This is a genomic window from Roseibium sp., from assembly GCF_965233565.1.
Taxonomy (GTDB): Bacteria; Pseudomonadota; Alphaproteobacteria; order Rhizobiales; family Stappiaceae; genus Roseibium.
On record NZ_OZ247494.1, the window covers coordinates 3087863 to 3108295 of the forward strand.

Consider the following 20433-nt stretch of genomic DNA (forward strand, 5'->3'; position numbering starts at 1 on the left):
AATCGGCTGTGAGTGGGCAACCAGCTTCTGCCTGAAACTCGCGGGCCTACTCTGCGCTGCGCTGGGGACCGCAAACAGAAACGGGATTCCGCTCTGTCATTCCGGACAAGTGCAGCAAGGCTGCGGGCCCCGGTTGTCATCCCTGCGAAGGCAGGGATCCAGTACTCCCGGGCGGAAATTGCCTTATGGGCCGCGCTTGCCAGGTCCAGTTCCAGATCAGATGTTTACTGGATCCCGGTCTTGGCAACGCCAAACCGGGATGACAACGGTGAAGGTGGTGCCCGCCTTCAATGCATCTCGCCATGGCCAAAGGAGACATCCCGGCGGGCGCCCGTGATCGAGATGGAAAACCCGGCAATCACGTCGATCAGCGAAATCGCCATCAGGATGAAGAACAGCGACGTGGCCGCTTGCGGCAGCACCAGGAACTCCACCAGATAGGCCACGAACACCAGAACGGAAAACATGTGGTCCAGCAGTGCCGTGGTGCCGATGCGGGTCGCTTTCAAAATTTCAATGAACAGGAAAAACAGGCCGACGGTGATCAGGACGTCGCTGGTGAGCAATTGGAAAGTCGCTCCGGAGACCATGTCGATCGTGACCAGCGGCTGGGACCAGAAACCGGCGTCCGCCGAGCCTGTGGTAAAGGCCAGCGCGTTGTAGATCAGCAGCGAGAACAGCGTGAATGGAATGGCGGAAAACAGACGCATGAAAAGCTCCCGGAAAATTAGACCGGCGCAGACCGGTGGTGGCGGCGAGCTGACACGATCTTGAAAGCAGTTTCAAGGCACGCCGGCAACTAGACAAAGAAAAAGGCCGACCTGTCGGAACAAGGTCAGCCTCAATCTTGTTTTGCCATGCGGCGATCCACCGATCGGGATCGAAGCCATAAACCGGCCTGCCTTCAACAGCTGAAGGCAGAGGGGTGTTACGCTTCGTCCTTTGCGGTAAGGATCTGACGGCCCCGGTACATGCCGGTCTTCAGGTCAACGTGATGCGGACGGCGCAGTTCGCCCGAATCCTTGTCCTCGACGTAAGTCGGCTGCTTGAGGGCGTCCGCGGAACGGCGAAAACCGCGCTTGGAGCGCGAGGTTTTTCTCTTTGGAACGGCCATTTTTCTTTTCTCCGTGGTCCATAACAGCGCGGCCCGGACCGGGTCAGCCCGGGGCGTGGCGTCACGCAACGTGTTGGAATGCGCGGCGTTATACAGGCAACGCCAGCGTTTTGCCACCCCATAGACAAAATTTTCTTGGTCTATCTAGCCGAAGCCGATTGAACGCACCAGCCTGACGCGCTCATTTCCCCAGAACACAGCCGAAAATCGGGCCCGCGCCCTTCACCCGGGCCAGGTTTGTGGCCGCCAGGCGTCTATGCCCATTGCTCGGTTTTGCCGGATTGCGACCAAGCGGATTGGGCAGCGCGGTCGCAAGCCGGGCGGCCTCGGTGCGCGTCAGCGCGCTGGCCGGCTTGCCGAACCAGGCTTGCGCGGCAGCTTCGGCCCCGAAAATGCCTTCGCCCCATTCGGCAACGTTGAGATAGATCTCAAGAACACGTTTTTTGGTCAGGATCGCATCCAGCATCAGGGCCAGCGGCAATTCCAGACCCTTGCGGATGTAGGACCGGTCCCCCCACAGAAACAGGTTCTTGGCGGTTTGCATTGTGATGGTGCTGGCGCCGCGCGGCCTCTCGCCTTCGCTCAAAGCTTCGACCTGGTCCTGCAGTGCGCTCCATTCGACACCGTCATTTGTGCAAAAGCCGCTGTCTTCGGAGGTGATCACGGACTTCACCAGATTGGGAGAGATCTCTTCCAGCGGCACCCATTGCCGGTCGACCCACAGAAACTGGACGTAGCGCCCGATCATCAGCGTGCTCACAGGCGGCACGACCGAATAGACAACCGTCAGAACCGGTGGCAGCAAAATGATGACGAGCAGAAGCTGAAGCAGCCGTTTGCGAAGACCGCCCAGGAAACTCCGCTTACCGCGCGCAGTCCCGCCAGAACCGGGCCCGCTGCCCCGTGCAGGTTTAACCCTTGCCATTCAGTGTCCGTTCATTGTCGACGATAAAGTCCCGCAGGATCGGCACGGCATCCCGTTCCTTTGACACAAGAAGCTGAAAGACCATGTTCGAACCATGCAGAAAACCCAGTTCGACCGCACAGAGATAAAACTCCCACATCCGGCAGAACGCTTCGTCGTACAGGGATGCGGCTTCTGACCTCTTGTCCTCGAACCGCCGCCGCCAGTCCCGAATGGTATAGTAGTAATGCAGTCGCAGGATTTCGGCATCGCAGACCCATAACCCGAGCCGCTCTGTCGAGGCAAAGACTTCCGACAGGGCCGGCACGTAACCGCCTGGAAAAATATACTTCCGGATGAATGGTCCGGTCGTGCCTGGAGGTGTCATGCGACCGATGGAGTGAATGACCGCATACCCGCTGTCCGTCAGACAATCCCGGATCTGTCCGAAATACGCGTCCAAATGCCCGATTCCGACATGTTCCATCATGCCGACGGAGATTACCCGATCAAACTTGCCTTCAAATTCACGGTAATCCTTCAGGACGAATGTCACCCGATCTTCCAGCCCGGCAGCCTTCACTCTTTCTTGCGCGATCTTCACCTGTTCCGGAGACACGTTCAGCGACGTCACACGTGCGCCGGCTTCTGCCATGCGGATGGCGAGCGACCCCCAACCGCCTCCGATTTCCAGAACCTCCATGTCGGGAACGAGGTCCAGCTTGGCCACAAGATGGGTCAACTTGGCGTCCTGTGCCGCCTCCAGCGCTTGGTCCGGCGTGGTGTAGTAGGCGCAACTGTAATTGAGCCCGTCATCCAGAAAGAGCCGATAAAGCTCCGTCGACAGATCATAGTGATGCCGCGCCTGTGCCTTTGCCCGTTCGACACTGTTTTTCTGCTGACGCCGGCGCATGGCTTTCCAGCCGCGGCGCAACAACCCCTGTACAGGATGCGCGCCGAGCGGTGCCCGGTTGATGGAAAAAAGATACATGAAATCATAGCAGGTCGAGCCATCTTCCATGGTCAGCGTACCGTTCATGTAGGCTTCGCCGGCAGCGAGCTCGGGATTGAGAAAGAGAGAGCGATAGAGCGCTTTGTCGTGCAGTCTGATAGTCACTGTCGGCCCATCGGCACCCGAGCCAAATTCATGCACCGTCCCAATGGTATCGATGACGCGCATTCGGCCACGAACAATGAAACGTCGCAGCAAGCCGGAAAGCAATTTCATGAATTTAACTCCAAATGGCCTTAACCGAAATCGACCCGTGCCGGAGCACAGGACACTTTTTCAAATTCGAGCCTTGACGATACAGCCAATAGGTCTCAGGGAAACCCGTAGTCTAAAAAAGTTATAGGCAACAGCGACCCCGTCCGGAGCCCATCGTGACCTTTGACCTGAAACAGCACCTGGCACAACGTGGCCGTTACATCGAGGCCGCCCTGGAGGACGTGCTCAACACACGCGTCCTTCCCGGCGAGACAGCCCGCCCGGACCGGCTGCTGGCAGCGATGCGCCACGGCGCCCTCAATGGCGGCAAGCGCTTGCGGCCGGTGCTGGTCTTTGAGACCGCCAAACTGTTCGGCCGTGTCGATGACGGCGTCCTCAAGGCGGCCTGTGCCCTGGAACTCGTCCATTGCTACTCGCTTGTGCATGACGACCTGCCGGCCATGGACGATGATGATCTGCGCCGCGGCCAGCCGACCGTGCACAAGGCCTTTGACGACGCCACTGCCATCCTGGCTGGCGATGCGCTGCTGACCCTGGCCTTTGACGTGATTACAGACGAAGCGGTGCACAAGGATCCGGGCATTCGCCTGGCGCTGTCGCGTGACCTGTCCCGTGCGGCCGGACTTGGCGGCATGGCCGGCGGACAGATGCTTGACCTTGAGTCGGAGCACCGCGACCGGACAGAAGCCGAAATCCGTCAGCTGCAGGCCATGAAAACCGGCGCCCTGCTGCGTTTCGCCTGCCGCGCCGGTGCACGCCTTGCGGACGCCTCGGACACCGACATCGACCGGCTGACCCGTTTTGGCGAAGTGATCGGCCTGGCCTTTCAGCTTGCAGACGATTTGCTGGACGTTGAGGCCAGCGCGGAAACAATGGGCAAGGCGACCGGCAAGGACGCGGAGGCCGGAAAGGCAACGCTGGTAGGTCTCTGGGGTGTGACGAAGACGCGAGCGGAACTTGTCCGCCTGCAGCAGGAAGCCGAGCGTCTCCTGGCCCCTTATGGCCAGCGCGCGGACACCCTGGCCGCCCTGGCCGGGTTCATCGTCAGCCGGACGAGCTGAGGCACCTATTTCGCTACCGGCTCTGCTTCATCCTGAGGAAGCGCGCTTGTTCCAGCGCACGAAATCGATCCTTCGAGACGGGCCTGCCGGCCCTCCTCAGGATAAGGTCGAAACACGTTCAGACGCTGCGACCCCTGCCATCAATCAAGGCGGTGAAAATCAACCGGCCTATTCCGCCGGACCATCCGGATTGCCGGCGCCGTGACGACCGAAATCGGGCGCATCGGTTTCCTGGCCGGCCTCGATGATCGAACGCCGGATGCTGCGCGTGCGCGTGAAGAGTTCGAACAGCATCTGCCCGTCCCCCCAGCGAATGGCCCGCTGCAGGGCGGAGAGATCCTCCGAGAAACGCGCCAGCATCTCCAGGATCGCGTCCTTGTTGTTCAGGCAGACGTCGCGCCACATGGTCGGGTCGGAGGCCGCCAGACGCGTAAAGTCGCGGAAACCTGACGCTGAGTACTTGATCACTTCTGATTTGGTGACCGCCTCAAGATCATCCGCCGTGCCGACAATGTTGTAGGCGATCAGATGCGGCAGGTGCGACACGATGGCAAGCACCAGGTCATGATGCTTGGGATCCATCGTATCGACATCGGAGCCGCAGGCGCGCCAGAAGGCACTGAGCCTGTCGACCGCCTTACCGTCTGTCCCCTCCGGCGGTGTCAGAATGCACCAGCGGTCGTCGAACAAGGTCGGAAAACCCGCATCCGGCCCGGACTGTTCCGTACCCGCAATCGGGTGACCCGGAATGAAATGAACGCCCTCCGGCACGAAGGGGGAGACCTGATCGACCACCGATCCCTTGGTGGAGCCGACATCGGTCAGGATAGCCCCCGGCTTGAGCGCCGGTGCGATCCATTTGGCCACCGATTCATTGGCGCCGACCGGCACACACAGGATGACCAGATCAGCCCCTTCGACAGCCCGTGCCGCATCAAGCTCATAGACATCGCCAAGCCCCAGTTCCTCGGCCCGTTGCAGGGTCGCAGGCGAGCGGGTGGAAATCGCGATGTCCTTGACCAGGCCGCGCTGGCGCGCGACCTGTGCGAGGGAGGAGCCGATCAGGCCGATGCCGATCAGCGCCATGCGCTCAAAAAGGGGGGCAGCAGTCATGTGGATTGTTTAATTCTGTCCCAGAAAGTCTTTCAGGTGTGCAATGACCGTCCGGTTGGCGTCTTCCGAGCCGATGGTCATGCGAATGGAATTGGGCAGGCCGTAATTGGCGACCATGCGCAGAACGCAACCGCGCTCCAGCAGGTAGGCATCGGCGTCCTTCGCCCGCTTGCCGTCTTCATCCGGGAAATGCACCAGAACGAAATTGCCGACGCTCGGGGTCACTGTCAGACCGAGCTTCTCAAGCTCTTCGGTAACGAAAGGCAGCCAGATCTCGTTGTGCTCGATGGACTTCGTGACGAAATCGCGGTCGCGCACGGCTGCAATGCCGGCGGCGATCGCCATGCCGTTCATGTTGAACGGGCCACGGATCCGGTTGAGCGCATCAATCACATGCGCCGGACCGAAGCCCCAGCCGACACGCAAATTGGCAAGGCCGTAAATCTTGGAGAAGGTCCGGGTCATGACGACATTGTCGGACGTTGCTGCCAGTTCCAGACCGCTCTCATAGTCGTTCTTGCGCACATATTCCGCGTAAGCGGCGTCCAGCACCAGGAGCACATGGGCCGGCAGGTTCTCCTGCAGGCGCTTGACTTCCTCGAACGGCAGATAGGTGCCGGTCGGATTGTTCGGGTTGGCGATGAACACCATCTTGGTCCGGTCGGTGACGCGCTCCAGAATGGCGTCCACATCCGTCTTCAGGTCCTTTTCCGGCGCGACGACAGGCGTTGCCCCGGCTGCCCGGATGGCGATGTCATAGACAACAAAACCGTGCTGGGAGTAGATCGCCTCGTCGCCCGGCGCCAGATAGCCGTAGGCCAGCAGCGACAGCACCTCGTCAGAACCGGCGCCGCAGATGATCCGGTCCGGATTGAGGCCATAGACCTCGCCAATCGCGTCCCTGAGTTCCGTCGCCCCCCCGTCGGGATAAAGTTCCAGGTTCTGCGCGACGGTTTCAATCGCCGCCCTGGCGGCCGCGCTGGTGCCCATCGGGGTTTCATTGGAGGAAAGCTTGTGAACGGTCTTGCCGTGCGAGCCTTTCGACTTGCCCGGAACATAAGGCGCAATGTCAAGAACGCCTGCTTTCGGCTGCGGACGGGTTTTCTGGGTGCCGTCGGCTTCAGTCACTGTGCTCATCTCGTTCATTCCTGAGGCTCCTCGTCCTCTGCAGCAAAACTCACTTCAGGGTCACCGTCGATGGGCGCCGCATACCCGCCAACAGGTTTCAGGACATCCGGTTCTGCGCCGGCGTCGGCACAGGCCTTGCGGACATCCTCTTCATTCAACTCACCCGAAATCGCCAGCAGCGCATCAACACCGCTTGCCGACCGGAAGAAACTGAGCACCTCGATGCCCTGGTCCATCAGCCGGCCGGGCAGAATGTCAGACCAGCGGGCGTCATAAACCGCAATGTCGGCGTTGTCGATCATGCTGTCCGCCTTGGCCAGTACAAGAGCGGGCAAATCCGCGGGGCGTTCGTCCAGAACCACGAAGGGCAGGCGGGCCCGCACAAGGGCGCCGGCCTCGCTGAGGCCGCGCCACCAGGGCAGCTCCGCCCGATCCGTCAGGGCCACGAGGCCAAGGTCGTCTTCTGACGCTGCAACCGCTCCGACAACGTCCGCCGCATCTGCCGCCGGGACAAGATCCACCGAGAAGCCGAAATAAAAGCGGGCAAGATCCAGCATCTCGATCAATTCGGCGCTGCCATCGAGATGCACGGCAGTTGCCGCTTCCAGATTGGTGCAGGCGCAGATGAGATCCCGCCACAAATGCTCGACCGTGGCCAGGGGCAGATCTCCGCGGTGCCGCTCGACCATCTGGCGCATCAGATCCGCATCGCGCTCGGGGTGAAACAGCAGGGCGCCACCACCGGCGGCCTTGCGGGCAGCCTGTATACCGGCTTCGGCGCGGGCGCGCTCCATCAGGGCGGTGTGAATGCGCTCGTCGATCTCGTCGACCTGGCTTCGCAGGTCTTCCAGAGACAGACCGCCGTCGGGCAGTTGCGGCATGAGGAAATTCCGATTTTCTTAGTCAGTCAGCGGCGCATAGTCATAGGCGGGTGGCGCCACAAAGGCAAAAGAAAACGTTGACTCAAGCCGCAGGCCACGGCTAGGTCGCCCTTCCGGTCTCCGCACCCTAGGAAGGAAATCAAAACCTTCCCTAACGGGGACGAACACATACATAAAGAGCCATGTCCGCAGACACATCCCGTCCAGCAACACCGGAAGATCAAAAAGCAGGCGAAGCCGTTTCGCCGTCCAGCAAGCTTGCCCGGTTTTCGGCAGAACAGCCGCTTGAGCTTGATTCCGGCGTTCGGCTTGCCCCCTGGCAGATCGCCTACGAAACCTACGGCACGCTCAATGCGGACAACTCCAATGCGATTGTCGTTTGCCACGCCCTGACGGGCGATCAATATGTGGCCTCCACCAATCCCGTGACCGGCAAGCCCGGCTGGTGGAGCCTGATGGTCGGCCCCGGCAAGCCGATCGACACGAACCATTATTTCGTGATCTGCGCCAATGTGCTGGGCGGATGTCTCGGCACCACCGGCCCGGCAACGATCAACCCTGAAACGGGCAAGGCCTATGGCCTGGATCTTCCCGTGATCACCATCCGCGACATGGTTCGCGCCCAGGCCCGCCTGGTCGACCATCTTGGCATTGACACGCTGTTTGCCGTGGTAGGCGGATCGATGGGCGGCATGCAGGTGTTGCAGTGGGCCGCGAGCTATCCGGAGCGCGTGTTTTCGGCGATCCCGATCGCAGCCGCCGCCCGGCACACGTCACAGAACATCGCCTTTCACGAAGTCGGACGTCAGGCGATCATGGCGGACCCCAACTGGTGCGGCGGAAGTTACATCTCGGAAGGCATCCGCCCGACCAAGGGTCTCGCCGTGGCCCGCATGGCGGCCCACGTGACCTACATGTCCGACGAGTCCCTTCATCAGAAATTCGGACGCAATCTGCAGGACCGGGACAGCAAGACGTTCGGCTTTGACGCCGATTTCCAGATCGAGAGTTATCTGCGGCACCAGGGCATGACCTTTGTCGACCGGTTCGACGCCAATTCCTATCTCTATGTGACCCGGGCGATGGACTATTTCGATCTTGCCGAAGAATTCGGCGGGTCTCTGACAAACGCCTTCAAGGACACCGAAACCCGGTTCTGCGTCATGTCCTTCACCTCCGACTGGCTGTTCCCGACCTCTGAAAGCCGTCAGGTCGTTCGAGCGCTCAATGCCGCGGCCGCCAACGTCTCCTTTGTCGAGATCGAAAGCGACCGTGGGCACGATTCCTTCCTGCTGGATGTCCCTGAAATGTTCGACACGATCCAGGGCTTCGTGACCGGTGCAGCGCATGCGCGCGGCCTGCCGGCCCCGGGCGAGGAGATTTGAGATGAACCTGGCGCCTAGACAGACGCTGCCCGGCGAAGTGCGCGGCGACCACAAGGTCGTGGCATCGCTCGTTCCGGAGAAAGCCCGCGTTCTCGATATCGGTTCCGCCGACGGCGAATTGCTTGACCTGCTCTCGCGCGAGCGCAACGTGGACGGCCGTGGTATCGAGCTGTCCCAGGAAGGGGTGAACCGCTGCGTTGCCCGCGGCCTTTCGGTTATCCAGGGCGATGCGGACACGGATCTATCCGACTATCCCGACCAGGCCTTTGACGTGGCTATCCTCAGCCAGACGCTGCAGGCAACCCGCGAACCGAAAAAGGTGATGAGCGAGCTGCTGCGCATCGGCAAGAAGGTCGTGGTGTCGATCCCGAACTTCGCCCATTGGCGCAACCGCGGCCAGCTTCTTTTCCGCGGCCGCATGCCCGTGACGAAATATCTGCCCTACGAATGGTACGATACGCCCAACATTCACTTCTGCTCGTTGCGTGACTTCGTCGAACTGTGCCGCGAGCTGGACGCGGATGTTGAAAAGGCCATCGCGCTCAGCGCCAGGGGCAACGAGATCCCGGTGAACGCCCCCTGGTGGATCTGGAACATCGTTGCCGAACAGGCGGTGTTCCTGCTGAAGCGCTAGGAAAGCCCTATTCGGCCCCGCGTTCCCGCACCCGCATCAGCAAGATCAGGCCAACTCCGAAAAACAGCAGGATGACAGACATGCCGGCGGGCTGACTGGCTGTCATCGCTGTCACCACGCCAACCGCTAGCGGCGCCAGGAAGCTGGTGACTTTTCCCGACAAGGCCAGCAGACCGAAATACTGGGTGATGCTTTCCTGTGGCGCGAGGCGAATGAGCAGGCTGCGACAGGAGGCCTGGAGCGGGCCTGAGACCGCCCCGATGATGCCTCCCAGAACGATGAACATCTTCTCCGGCAGCGATCCGAACAGAACCCCCTCCGGCGCGGCCGCCGTCTTGATGACAAAAAAGACCGTGGTCTTGTCGATGGATATCATGCCGAGACCGCAGATCATCAGAACGATCAGCGCAAACAGGATCACCGGCTTGGCGCCAAAGCGGTCATCCATGGGGCCGCCAAGCAGGAGACCCAGCGTGCCGGTGATGGTCAGAATGATGCCGAATGTCCCGATTTCGATCGAGCCCCAGCCCAGCTGGCCGGCTGCATAAATGCCGCCAAAGGCAAAGAGCGCCACAAGGCCATCCTTGAACACCATGTTGGCGAGCAGAAACAGGAAGATGTTCCTGTTGGCCCGGGCCTGGGCAAGGCTCTCCCTGAGGCTCCTGAGACCCGAGCGAATGGCAGCGCCGAACCTTGCCTGCTGCGGCGCGTCCGGCACGAACAGGAACAGCGGCAGCACAAAGACCAGGTACCACAGCGTCGAAAAAGGCCCGACGGCCCGGTCGCCTTCACCGGTTGCCGGATCAAGCCCGAACAGCGGCACGAGGCCCAGAAGCGTCTTGCCCGTATCGGGCCGGGCCGCCAGAAAGCCGAGTGCAATCACCAGCGTTACGAGCCCGCTGACATAGCCCATGGCCCAGCCAAAGCTTGACAGGCGCCCGACCCTGGCTGGCGGCACCAGCGTCGGCATCATGGCGTTGTTGAAGACCGTCGCGACCTCGATGCAGAAGGTGCCGACGGCAAAGGCGATCAGGGCAATGAGGATGCCGTCCGGATTGCCGGGTGCTGCAAACCAGAAGGCCCAGCAGCAGATGACGAAGGGCACTGAGAACGCAAAGATCCAGCGTTTCCGGCGACCGGTGGCATCGGCAATGGAGCCGAGGATCGGTGCGGTGATCGCAATACCCAGCCCGGCTGCCGCCGTCGCGAACCCCCACAGCGACTGTCCTTCCGCCGGCGTCGCCGCAAGGGAGGAGGCAAAATAGGGTGCGAATACAAAGGTGGTCACAAGCGTAAAAAACGGTTGTGCGGCCCAGTCGAACAACGCCCAGGACAGCACTGCTCGCCGATCTGTCGTCTTGAAGGAATCGTCGACGGCGTCTGTCATAATCGAAGGACCTTCCGAGGCGCGCCGACAGAAAGACATCTCCGGCGGCTCAACAAATTTAACCTCATCCTGAGGAGGGGAAAGCCCGTCCCGAAAGATCGGCGGCAAGCTCGTGAAACCGGCCGGTCCTGCGAGACGGCGCATTCACGCCTCCTCAGGATGAGGGAAGAGGAAGTGGTGAAGCTCTCGCCTCGTGTGGCAACCGGCGGCTTTCTCATTGGCCGCCGGTCACGAATTTGTATCGCCTCAGGCCGTGCCGCAGATTTCCGTCAACAGGCTGGCTGCGACCGAGAATTTGGAGACGCTCAGGCTGCCGTCAAGGATCTCGGCAACCGCGCGCTGTCTGCGTGCGACTTCAAACTCGTGCTGTTCGAGCCAGCTCTCGAAACCGCCTTCCTTGACCGCCTGGATGGCCAGCGCACGATGTGCTCCGAACAGGGTCGCCCGTGCTCGATCCAGCGCAAGTCCATCATAATAGTCGTTGACGTTGAGGTCGCTCGCCTGCGCATGCATGGCACCGATCTGAAAGTGATGCGCCACCTTGTAATAGGCCGTTGCCGCCGTTTCGAGATCGGATCCGGTTTGCTCGGAGACAATCACGATGTCGGGGATGGCTGTTTCGGCCATCAGCCAGGCAATGCGTTTGGCCAGCGCCTTCGGAACGCCCTTCTCTTCATATTCGCCGGCGCGCGCATTCAGCTGGGCAGCCGGTTCTTCCGGCAGCAGGTTCTCCAGCCGGCCACGCAGGGCGGCAATACCGGAGCGGAACCGTTCAACGACCGCCGACAGCCCCTTGTCGAAGGACACGTTGCGCTTGAACCAGACCACACGGCCGAGCAGCAGCGACTGCACTTCGGAATAAAGCTCCAGCTGCAGGTCGCCGTCGATCTTGGTGTCGAGCGCGTCGATCTCGGTGTTGAGATCGGTCAGGTCATAGCTGTTGCGCACGGCGACGAAACCTTGCGCGATTTCAGTCGGCGTCGCACCGGTCTGGTCCTGCAGCCGCGTCAGGAAGGTGGCACCACCCCGGTTGATCATCGAGTTGGCCAGCATGGTGGCGATGATTTCCCGGCGCAGCCGGTGGCCGTTGATTTCGTCCTGGTAAGTCGTCGCCATCTGGTCCGGGAAATAGCGGAACAGTTCACGGGCCAGGTAGTCATCATCCGGAACCGAGCTCTCCAGAAGCGAATCGTAGAGCGTGATCTTGGAATAGGCCAGAAGCACGCCGAGCTCGGCACGGGTCAGAAGCTGCCCCACCTTGCGCATCTCGTCGAGCGTCGCCTCGTCCGGCAATTCCTCGACCACACGGTCAAGCAGGCCGGCTTGTTCCAGCTGGCGCATCATGCGCACCTGGTAACCGAAATCCTCCATCCCGCGTAATTCGGTCATGGAAATGGCCAATGTCTGCAAATAGTTGTTTCTGAGGACCAGGTCGGCGACTTCGTCCGTCATGTCGGCCAAAAGCGTGTTGCGCTGCTCCAGGTTCAGTTTGCCGGATTTGACCGCAGCGCCGAGCGCGATCTTGATATTGACCTCCATGTCCGAGGAATTCACCCCGGCGGAATTGTCGATCGCATCGGAATTGCAGCGCCCGCCCTTCTTGTTGAACTCGATCCGGGCCAGCTGGGTCAGGCCCAGATTGGCGCCTTCGCCGATCACCTTGGTGCGCAGCTCCGGTGCCGTGATGCGGATCGGGTCGTTGGCGCGGTCACCCGCATCCGCGTCGTTTTCCGTGGTTGCCCGGATATAGGTTCCGATGCCACCAAACCAGAGCAGGTCGACTTCCATCCTCAGGATGGCGGTCATCACTTCCTGCGGCGTCGCGCTTGCCTTGTGAAGGTCGATCAGTTTCTGGATTTCCGGAGACAGCGGAATGGATTTCAGCTGCCTGGAAAAGACGCCGCCGCCCTTGGAGATCAGCTTGGTGTTGTAATCCTTCCAGGACGAGCGGCCCATGTCGAACAGACGCTTGCGCTCTTTCCAGGTCTTGGCCGGATCCGGATCCGGGTCGATGAAAATGTCCCGGTGATCGAAAGCCGCCACCAGTTTGGTCGCCTTTGAGAGCAGCATGCCGTTGCCAAAGACGTCGCCGGACATGTCGCCGACACCGGCTGCGGTGAAGGGTTCGCTCTGGATGTCCCGGTTCATCTCCCGGAAATGCCGCTTGACCGCTTCCCAGGCACCCCGCGCGGTGATGCCCATCTTCTTGTGGTCGTAGCCGGCAGAGCCACCGGAGGCAAAGGCATCGCCCAGCCAGAAATTGCGGCCTTCGGAGATGCCGTTGGCCGTGTCGGAGAAGGTTGCGGTTCCCTTGTCGGCGGCCACCACCAGATAGGGGTCGTCCACATCGAAACGCTGCACCCGTTCCGGCGGCAGGATCTGGTCTTCATCCAGATTGTCGGTGACGTCCAGCAGTGCATTGATGAAGATCTTGTAGCTTTCCGTGCCTTCCTGGAACCAGGCATCGCGATCGCTCATCGGCGGCAGGTTCTTCGGTACGAAGCCGCCCTTGGCGCCAACGGGAACGATCACCGCGTTCTTGACCTGCTGCGCCTTCACAAGGCCGAGCACTTCGGTGCGGAAATCCTGCGGGCGGTCGGACCAGCGCAGGCCCCCACGGGCGACCATGCCGAACCGGAGATGCACCCCTTCCACCCGCGGGCTGTAGACAAAGATCTCGCGGAACGGCCGGGGTTGCGGCAGCTCGTCGATCTGACGGCTGTCGATCTTGAAGGCAAAGACTGACTTCGGCTGACCCTTTTCGTCCAGCTGGTAGAAGTTGGTGCGCAACACGGATTCGATCGTGTTCTGGAAGCGGCGCAGGATGCGGTCGTCATCCAGGCTGGCAACATCTTCCAGGTTTGCGGTCAGTTCACCGACCAGACGCTCCGTTCCCAGATCCCTGTCCTTCTCGGTGACATCCGGGTTGAAGCGCAGATGGAACAGTTCCACCAGCTTGGCAGTGATGGCCGGATAGCTGTTCAGCGTCGACCACATGTAGTCTTCGGAAAAGCGGATGCCGGCCTGGCGCAGGTATTTCGACAGGGCGCGCACCACCGCGATGTCGCGCCAGGCAAGATCGGCCGTCAACACGAGACGGTTATAGCCGTCATCTTCGGCCCTTGCGGACCAGACCGCCATGAACATGCTTTCAAGGCGTGACTGCAGCTCGTCGGTAAAGGCAATGTCCTCGCCGCTGCGCGCCTCCAGCGTCATTTCATGCAGGTAGGACATCGGCGCATCGGCCGGGGTGATGCGGTAGGTCCGCTCGTTGATCACCCGGAAGCCCATGTTCTCCAGCATCGGCACACGGGCCGAGAGCGGGATCGGTGAGCCTCGGTGATAGACCTTGAGCGCCAGCCGGTTGTCCTTCGTCCCTTGCGGGCGATGGAAGGTGATCGTTGTCGGGTTGCGGTCCGACAGCGTCTCGAGCTTGACGATGTCGAACAGGGCCGACTGGGCGTTGTAGACTTCCTTGTAGCCGCCATGAAAGGACAGCGCATAACGATCGGCAAGCGTGCGCGCCTGGGCTGCTGCGAATTCCTTTTTCAGGGCGTCGCGCACACTGTCGGACCAGGTGCGCACCATGTCGGCAACCGCCGCTTCAAGCTCTTCCTGTTCCGGCTGCGGGGTTTCTCCCTTGTCGCGCCCGACAATGTAATGCACCCGCGCCAGCGGGCCTTCCGGATAGGTCACGTACCAGGCGGACAGGCGCCCTTCGTATATGGAAGCCAGATAGGTGCCGATATTGATGCGGACTTCGGTCGAATAGCGGTCGCGCGGCACGAACACCAGGATCGAGACGTAGCGGTCGAACTTGTCCGGCCGGGAGAGCACGCGGATACGCGGCCGTTCGTCAAGTTGCAGGATGGCAATGGCGAAGTGGTAGAGCCGGTCCCGGTCGATCTGGATCAGCTCGTCGCGCGGAAAGGCTTCCAGAACATTGCGGAGCGCGCGACCGGAGTGGCTCTCCGACCCGTAGCCGGCGCGGGCCAGAACACTGGCAACCTTGCGGCGCAGGAACGGGATTGTGCTGGTGGGCTCCGTATAGGCCGTGGAGGCAAAGAGACCGACAATGCGCAGCTCGCCGATCATGTTGCCGTCGTCGTCATAGAGCTTGGCCCCGACATAATCCATGTGAACCCGCCGGTGGACGGTGCTCTTCACATTGGCCTTGGCGATGATCAGCGGCTCTGGTTTTTTCAGGAATTCGCGGATCTCGGGCGTGATCTGCACGAATTCAGACCCCCGGCGCAACACGCGCACATCCGGATCGGTCAGAAGACCCAGCCCGGTGCCGCTATGCGGGGACAATTCCCCTTCTTCGACGCCGCCCTCGAAGGTGTATTCGCGCATGCCGAGGAAGATGAAGTTGTCGTTTTCCATCCATTCCAGGAAGTGAATGGCTTCCCAGAGCTCGTCGCTGGAGCCCGGGATCTGTGTGGTCTTGTAGGTGTCGATCGCTTCGGCAAGCCGCTCCTGCATCGGCTTGAAGTCGGTGACTACCGACCGCACGTCGTTCAGGACCTTGTCGAGCCGTGCCTTCAACTCGTTGCGGGTTCCTTCGGAATCGATCCGCGTCACGTGGATATGGATCAGGCTTTCCTGCCGGTCGGTGCGTTTTGCAGGCTTCTTGCGGGCAACCGACGAGGTCAGCTTGCCCTTGTCGTCCCGTTCGACGATGAAAATCGGGTGCAGAACCAGATGCACTTCCAGTTTGCTGTCCTGGAGTTCGTCCATCACCGAATCGACCAGGAACGGCATGTTGTCATTGACGATCTCAATGACGCTCAGGCTCTTGGTTTTTTTGCTTTGCGACTTGAAAGAAGGGTCTTCGATGCTGACCCGATGCGTGCCGAGATCGTGGTTCTGGAAATCCTGCCAGGCGTCACGGGCGAAACCGATCAGGTCTTCCGCCGTGTAAGTGACAAGGTCCTCCGCGGCGCCCCGGTCATAAAAGGCGCGGGAGAAATCGGCGAGCGCCGGATCTTCCTTGCTCAAGGTTGCTTGGACCGCGTCGATGAGTTTGAGTTTCTCGACGTCGTGTTTGTCCGGCATTTTCCATCCCCTTAGGCGATCGTATGGTTTGGCTCTGTCGCCATCTCGTTCTAAGACTTAAGTTCATATTGCGGCGACATAGAAGGTTTCATGACGGGAGGAGCAAATTGTCAAGTAAAGTCACGGCCTTGCAAATCGATTCAAATGAAACATTAAGTGAAAAAACGCGAGCCTATTTCGACTTGTGCGAGGAGAAACTGGGTCTGGTGCCCAATGTGCTCCAGGCCTACGCCTTCGACGAAACGAAGCTGCGTGCCTTCACCGACATGTACAACGACCTCATGCTGGCCGAGTGCGGCCTCAGCAAGCTTGAGAGGGAGATGATTGCCGTTGCGGTATCTGCGGTCAACCGCTGTTTTTACTGCCTGACCGCCCATGGCGCCGCTGTGCGGGAACTTTCGGGTGATCCGGTGCTCGGAGAGCTGATGGTAATGAACTACCGCGTGGCAGATCTCTCCGACCGGCAAAGGGTGATGCTGGACTTCTCCGTCAAACTGACGGAAAAGCCGGCGGAAATTCTGGAAAGCGACCGGCAGGCGCTGCGAGATGTGGGCTTTTCCGACCGGGACATCTGGGACATTGCCTCGGTAGCGGCGTTCTTCAACATGTCCAACCGGGTCGCGGCCGCGTCCGACATGCGCCCGAATGATGAGTATCACTCAAGGGCCCGTTGAGCTCTTGACGCCTGCCCCGGCGGTGACAACGCCGTGGTTTGGGTGTATGACCCTGTCGAAATTCACTCGCAAACTGAGGAGAGGAGCGGGCTATGGTCGCGCGCGTGTTTATCGATGGTGAAGCCGGTACGACGGGTCTGCAGATCCGCGAGCGCCTCGCCATGCGCCGTGACCTGGAGCTGATCTCCATTCCGGAGGAAAGCCGGAAGGACCCGGCCGCCCGCGCCGATTTCCTCAACAAGGCCGATGTCGCGATCCTGTGCCTGCCCGATGCGGCCGCCAAGGAAAGCGTTGCGCTGATCGAGAACGACACGACCCGCGTGATCGATGCGTCCAGCGCGCATCGTGTTGCGGATGGCTGGGCCTACGGCTTTGCCGAAATGGATTCCGACCAGGGCGATGTCATTGCGGCCGCCATGCGGGTCGCCAACCCGGGGTGCTGGCCGCAGGGCCTGATTGCCTCCGTGCGGCCGCTGATTGCCGCCGGCCTGCTGCCGGCCGGCTTCAATTTCACCTATAACGGCGTTTCGGGCTATTCCGGCGGCGGCAAGGGCATGATTGCCGATTACGAGGCCGCCGGAAACGCGGCCAATGTCTTCGCGCCCTATGCGCTCGGCTTCAATCACAAGCACCTGCCGGAAATGACCGAATACGCGCTGCTGGACCAGGCACCGCTGTTCACGCCGTCCGTCGGCAGTTACTACAAGGGCATGCTGACGGTCGTGCCGCTGAACCTGGCCGGCCTCGACAAGGTGCCGACCGGCGAAAAGCTGCACGCGGCCCTGGCGGACCATTTTGCGGCGACTGCCAATGGTTTTGTCGAGGTGGCTCCTCTGGAAGCCCTGGAACGCGCCGACAGCCTCGATCCGCAAGACCTCAACGACACCAACACGCTGCGCCTGCACGTCTTTGCCAATGACGCACGCGCCCAGGCCGTGATCATCGGTGTCTATGACAATCTGGGCAAGGGTGCTTCCGGTGCCGCCGTTCAGAACCTCAATCTGATGCTCGGTGTCGACCAGAGCACAAGCCTCGCGGCTTGACCCACCATTTCGGGAGAGAAAAATGGAAAAATTCGAAACCCTGACCGGTGTCGCGGCCCCGTTGCCGATCGTCAACATCGACACCGACATGATCATTCCGAAGCAATTCCTGAAGACGATCAAGCGCACCGGCCTCGGCACGGCGCTGTTTCATGAAATGCGCACCAATGACGATGGCTCGGAAAACGCCGACTTCATCCTGAACAAGGCCGCCTATCGCGACGCCAGGATCCTGATCGCCGGCGACAATTTCGGCTGTGGCTCTTCCCGTGAACATGCGCCCTGGGCTCTGCTCGATTTCGGCATTCGCTGCGTGATCTCCACCAGCTTTGCCGACATCTTCTACAACAACTGCTTCAAGAACGGCATCCTGCCGATCGAGGTCTCCGAAGACGAGCTGGAAACCCTGCTGCACGCAGCCGAGCGCGGATCCAACTTCACGCTCACGATCGACCTGGAAAACCAGGAAATCCAGGGCCTGGAGAGCGGCGATATTGCCTTCAAAATCGACCATTTCCGCAAACACTGCCTGATCAACGGTCTCGATGATATCGGGCTGACCATGGCAAAATCCGAGCAGATCGACTCGTTCGAGGGCCAGATGGGCAACGACCGCCCCTGGGTCTAAGATCTTCGCTCTGCGGAGCATTCCACTTGAAAAGCATGCCGCCAGGACTAACGGGCGGCATGCTTTTTTGTGTTTGACCTCGGAATATCGACTTTCCCTAAGTACACCCCTCCCGCTCAAGCATTTTATCATCGCTTGGGTCAGGGCTTTGATAACTATTATTCTTGATAATCATTGACGATGCCTGCTGCACCTATAGCACTCACTCTCAACAAGTCTGCAGGACCCCGAGATGAATTCGGCTTTAAAAACAGCGAAATCACCTTTTATTGGAATGATTACTATATTGGCATTTGCCGCGTTGTTGTCTTCGGCAGGAGCCTCTGCTCAGGAGCGCGATCTGATCGTCATCGCCAATCCTCAAGCTCCTTTCAAGTTCGAGGACAATGGGATCCCGAAAGGCATCGACATCGAGGTCATAGATGCCGTCTTTGAGCGTCTGGGTGTTTCCTACCAGGTCGAATTCATCACGTCAGACGCCCGCATTCAGCAGGAAGCCCGTAACGGGCGCGCAGACATGCTGCTTGTCTTCTCAAAAAATGCAGAGCGCGAACAGTACCTGATCTATCCGACTGAATCCTATGTCGATATCAGCTGGAACCTGTTTATCCGGTCGGAAGACAAGGACCGGATCAAATTTGACACGCTTGCGGATCTCGACGGCTTGCTGATTGGCATCACGCGCGACATATCCTACACCGAAGAGTTCCTGAACGCCGGGCTGAACTTTGATGTGGCCGCAACGAACGACCTTCAGATCGGCAAGCTGCTCGCCAGGAGATTTGATGCTGTTCCCTTGAACACGATCAACACACTGTATGACCTCAAGCAGTCCGGCCAGCTCAATCAGGTCTATCCACTTCCCAAATCGATCAAGACCAAACCCTATTACAACGTCTTTACGAGGAACTCGAGCTACCCGGATATTGAAGGGCTTGCCGAGAGATATGATGCCGTCATCCGGCAGCTCAAGGCCGATGGAACGATCGACGGGATCATGCAGAATTATATCGGTCTGGATTAGCGTTCGAACCGGCCCCTGAAGTCGGCGTGAGGTCAGACCGGCCAGGATCACATGTACCGGTCGCTAAGCTCTCACATAAGCTTGAAAACTCGTTGGCTGAAGTTTCAGGTGCTGTTTGATAAACCCGCTGACATGCAAAAGTTGAGTGCCCTCCGTTTCGCCCCCTGGACCGACCACCGCGGTCAGCTGTCCTGGTTGCGCCTTGTGGTTTTCATAGGGCTTCTCGTGCCAGCGGTTCGGATCTTCTACGACCTGGCCTTCGGGCCGGTGCTTGCCGAGCCCTTTGAAGCCGCCCTTCATGCCAGCGGCACGTGGGCGGTGCGGTTCCTGATGATCAGTCTGGCCATCACCCCGCTGCGGCGGATCCTCTCGTGGAACCGTCTCATCGGTCTCCGGCGCATGCTCGGCCTTTCTGTGCTTGCCTATGCGCTGCTTCATCTCGGCCTCTATGCGGCCGAGGAGCAGTGGAACCTGTCGAAAGTCGCTTCTGAAATCCTGGCAAGGGTCTACCTGACCATCGGCTTCACGGCGCTGGTCGGCTTCGCGGTCCTTGGCGCCACCTCTTTCGACACGGCAATCCGCAAACTCGGCCGAAACTGGCACCGCCTGCACAGCCTCGTTTATCTCCTCGCCGGACTGGCTCTGGTGCACTTTTTCCTGCAATCGAAATCCGATGTCAGCGAACCGACGCTGATGGCCGGTCTGTTCCTGTTGCTGATGGCCTACCGGCTCGCGTCAAAGATCAGCCTGAACCTGGCCAATCCCCTTGTTCTGGCTGGATGCGCCCTTGCCGCCACTGCGGCCACTGCAGGCGTTGAATATGCCTGGTATGCGCTTGCCACGGGCATTCCGGCGGACAGGGTCTTCTGGGCGAATTTCGACATTTCGCTCACCATCCGCCCGGCCGTCTGGGTCGGGATCATCGGGTTTGGTGTTGCAACTGTCGCGCTCTTGCAGCAGGCGGCCGGCTTCGTCTTGCCCAGGCTGCGTCCGAAGCGGGCCTAGCGCAGTTTCGTTTCCCGGCCACACTTCCGCGCAAGCGAGGAGCCAGGACACCATCGGTTCTTGGGTGCCTGGCCGACAGCTTCCCCGGGCGCCAGGGTCCCGGATCTTCGCTTGGCGTCGTGCGGAGGATGACAGCCCTCGGATTGAAGGACGCTTTGCCAAAGCC

General features: G+C 60.3%; 17 protein-coding genes. 8 read left to right on the forward strand and 9 right to left on the reverse strand.

Features of this window, described 5'->3' with window-relative positions; translation table 11 throughout:
• Nucleotides 1-287: 287 nt before the first annotated feature.
• The 4 genes from ACO6TG_RS14235 to ACO6TG_RS14250 all read right to left on the reverse strand — a co-directional run bounded on the left by ACO6TG_RS14235 (nucleotide 288) and on the right by ACO6TG_RS14250 (nucleotide 3246).
• Nucleotides 288-710 (reverse strand): hypothetical protein, encoded by a 423-nt coding sequence (locus ACO6TG_RS14235; protein ID WP_422378772.1) that lies wholly within the window; start codon nucleotides 708-710, stop codon nucleotides 288-290.
• Between the two features lie 218 nt (nucleotides 711-928).
• Nucleotides 929-1114 carry a 50S ribosomal protein L32 gene (gene rpmF / locus ACO6TG_RS14240; protein ID WP_094072957.1) on the reverse strand — a complete coding sequence of 62 codons (186 nt, stop codon included), beginning with the start codon at nucleotides 1112-1114 and terminating at the stop codon, nucleotides 929-931.
• A gap of 181 nt (nucleotides 1115-1295) precedes the next feature.
• A complete protein-coding gene (gene mtgA, locus ACO6TG_RS14245; RefSeq protein ID WP_422378773.1) occupies nucleotides 1296-2039 on the reverse strand; it encodes a monofunctional biosynthetic peptidoglycan transglycosylase in 744 nt (247 codons plus the stop codon).
• Nucleotides 2026-3246, reverse strand: a complete 1221-nt coding sequence (locus tag ACO6TG_RS14250) for a class I SAM-dependent methyltransferase (RefSeq protein WP_422378774.1) — start codon at nucleotides 3244-3246, stop codon at nucleotides 2026-2028. The genes mtgA and ACO6TG_RS14250 overlap by 14 nt, the downstream gene beginning before the upstream one ends.
• Before the next feature lie 155 nt (nucleotides 3247-3401).
• On the opposite strand from ACO6TG_RS14250, the gene ACO6TG_RS14255 reads away from it, so the two are divergent.
• Complete coding sequence (locus ACO6TG_RS14255; protein WP_422378775.1) at nucleotides 3402-4307, forward strand: polyprenyl synthetase family protein; 906 nt, start codon at nucleotides 3402-3404, stop codon at nucleotides 4305-4307.
• Nucleotides 4308-4475: 168 nt separating this feature from the next.
• Here ACO6TG_RS14255 and ACO6TG_RS14260 read toward each other — a convergent pair whose 3' ends face one another.
• From ACO6TG_RS14260 to ACO6TG_RS14270, 3 genes are read right to left on the reverse strand one after another with little or no spacing between them, the layout of a single operon-like run.
• On the reverse strand, nucleotides 4476-5420 hold the full coding sequence (locus ACO6TG_RS14260; RefSeq protein ID WP_422378776.1) for a prephenate/arogenate dehydrogenase family protein: 945 nt from the start codon (nucleotides 5418-5420) through the stop codon (nucleotides 4476-4478).
• Nucleotides 5421-5429: 9 nt separating this feature from the next.
• Complete coding sequence (gene hisC / locus ACO6TG_RS14265; RefSeq protein WP_422378777.1) at nucleotides 5430-6566, reverse strand: histidinol-phosphate transaminase; 1137 nt, start codon at nucleotides 6564-6566, stop codon at nucleotides 5430-5432.
• Nucleotides 6563-7429, reverse strand: a complete 867-nt coding sequence (locus tag ACO6TG_RS14270; RefSeq protein ID WP_422378778.1) for a chorismate mutase — start codon at nucleotides 7427-7429, stop codon at nucleotides 6563-6565. The genes hisC and ACO6TG_RS14270 overlap by 4 nt, the downstream gene beginning before the upstream one ends.
• Before the next feature lie 182 nt (nucleotides 7430-7611).
• Between ACO6TG_RS14270 and metX the strand changes: the two genes are divergently transcribed.
• Together metX and metW are read left to right on the forward strand one after the other, a co-directional pair.
• Nucleotides 7612-8814 (forward strand): homoserine O-acetyltransferase MetX, encoded by a 1203-nt coding sequence (gene metX, locus ACO6TG_RS14275; protein WP_422378779.1) that lies wholly within the window; start codon nucleotides 7612-7614, stop codon nucleotides 8812-8814.
• Between the two features lies 1 nt (nucleotide 8815).
• Nucleotides 8816-9448, forward strand: a complete 633-nt coding sequence (gene metW, locus ACO6TG_RS14280; RefSeq protein WP_422378780.1) for a methionine biosynthesis protein MetW — start codon at nucleotides 8816-8818, stop codon at nucleotides 9446-9448.
• 7 nt (nucleotides 9449-9455) lie between these two features.
• On the opposite strand, the gene ACO6TG_RS14285 is transcribed toward metW, so the two are convergent.
• Nucleotides 9456-10835: an MFS transporter gene (locus ACO6TG_RS14285; protein WP_422378781.1), complete on the reverse strand. Its 1380-nt coding sequence runs from the start codon at nucleotides 10833-10835 to the stop codon at nucleotides 9456-9458.
• A gap of 246 nt (nucleotides 10836-11081) precedes the next feature.
• Nucleotides 11082-15893 (reverse strand): NAD-glutamate dehydrogenase, encoded by a 4812-nt coding sequence (locus ACO6TG_RS14290; protein ID WP_422378782.1) that lies wholly within the window; start codon nucleotides 15891-15893, stop codon nucleotides 11082-11084.
• 107 nt (nucleotides 15894-16000) lie between these two features.
• Between ACO6TG_RS14290 and ACO6TG_RS14295 the strand changes: the two genes are divergently transcribed.
• The 5 genes from ACO6TG_RS14295 (at nucleotide 16001) to ACO6TG_RS14315 (ending at nucleotide 20267) form a co-directional block, all read left to right on the forward strand.
• Nucleotides 16001-16567: a peroxidase-related enzyme gene (locus ACO6TG_RS14295; protein ID WP_422378783.1), complete on the forward strand. Its 567-nt coding sequence runs from the start codon at nucleotides 16001-16003 to the stop codon at nucleotides 16565-16567.
• Nucleotides 16568-16659: 92 nt separating this feature from the next.
• The gene (gene argC / locus ACO6TG_RS14300; protein ID WP_422378784.1) at nucleotides 16660-17610 is read left to right on the forward strand and encodes an N-acetyl-gamma-glutamyl-phosphate reductase; all 951 of its coding nucleotides are present in this window, start codon (nucleotides 16660-16662) and stop codon (nucleotides 17608-17610) included.
• 22 nt (nucleotides 17611-17632) lie between these two features.
• Complete coding sequence (gene leuD / locus ACO6TG_RS14305) at nucleotides 17633-18238, forward strand: 3-isopropylmalate dehydratase small subunit (RefSeq protein WP_094072967.1); 606 nt, start codon at nucleotides 17633-17635, stop codon at nucleotides 18236-18238.
• Nucleotides 18239-18524: 286 nt separating this feature from the next.
• The gene (locus ACO6TG_RS14310; RefSeq protein ID WP_422378785.1) at nucleotides 18525-19262 is read left to right on the forward strand and encodes a substrate-binding periplasmic protein; all 738 of its coding nucleotides are present in this window, start codon (nucleotides 18525-18527) and stop codon (nucleotides 19260-19262) included.
• Nucleotides 19263-19394: 132 nt separating this feature from the next.
• On the forward strand, nucleotides 19395-20267 hold the full coding sequence (locus tag ACO6TG_RS14315) for a sulfite oxidase heme-binding subunit YedZ (protein ID WP_422378786.1): 873 nt from the start codon (nucleotides 19395-19397) through the stop codon (nucleotides 20265-20267).
• Nucleotides 20268-20433: the final 166 nt, after the last annotated feature.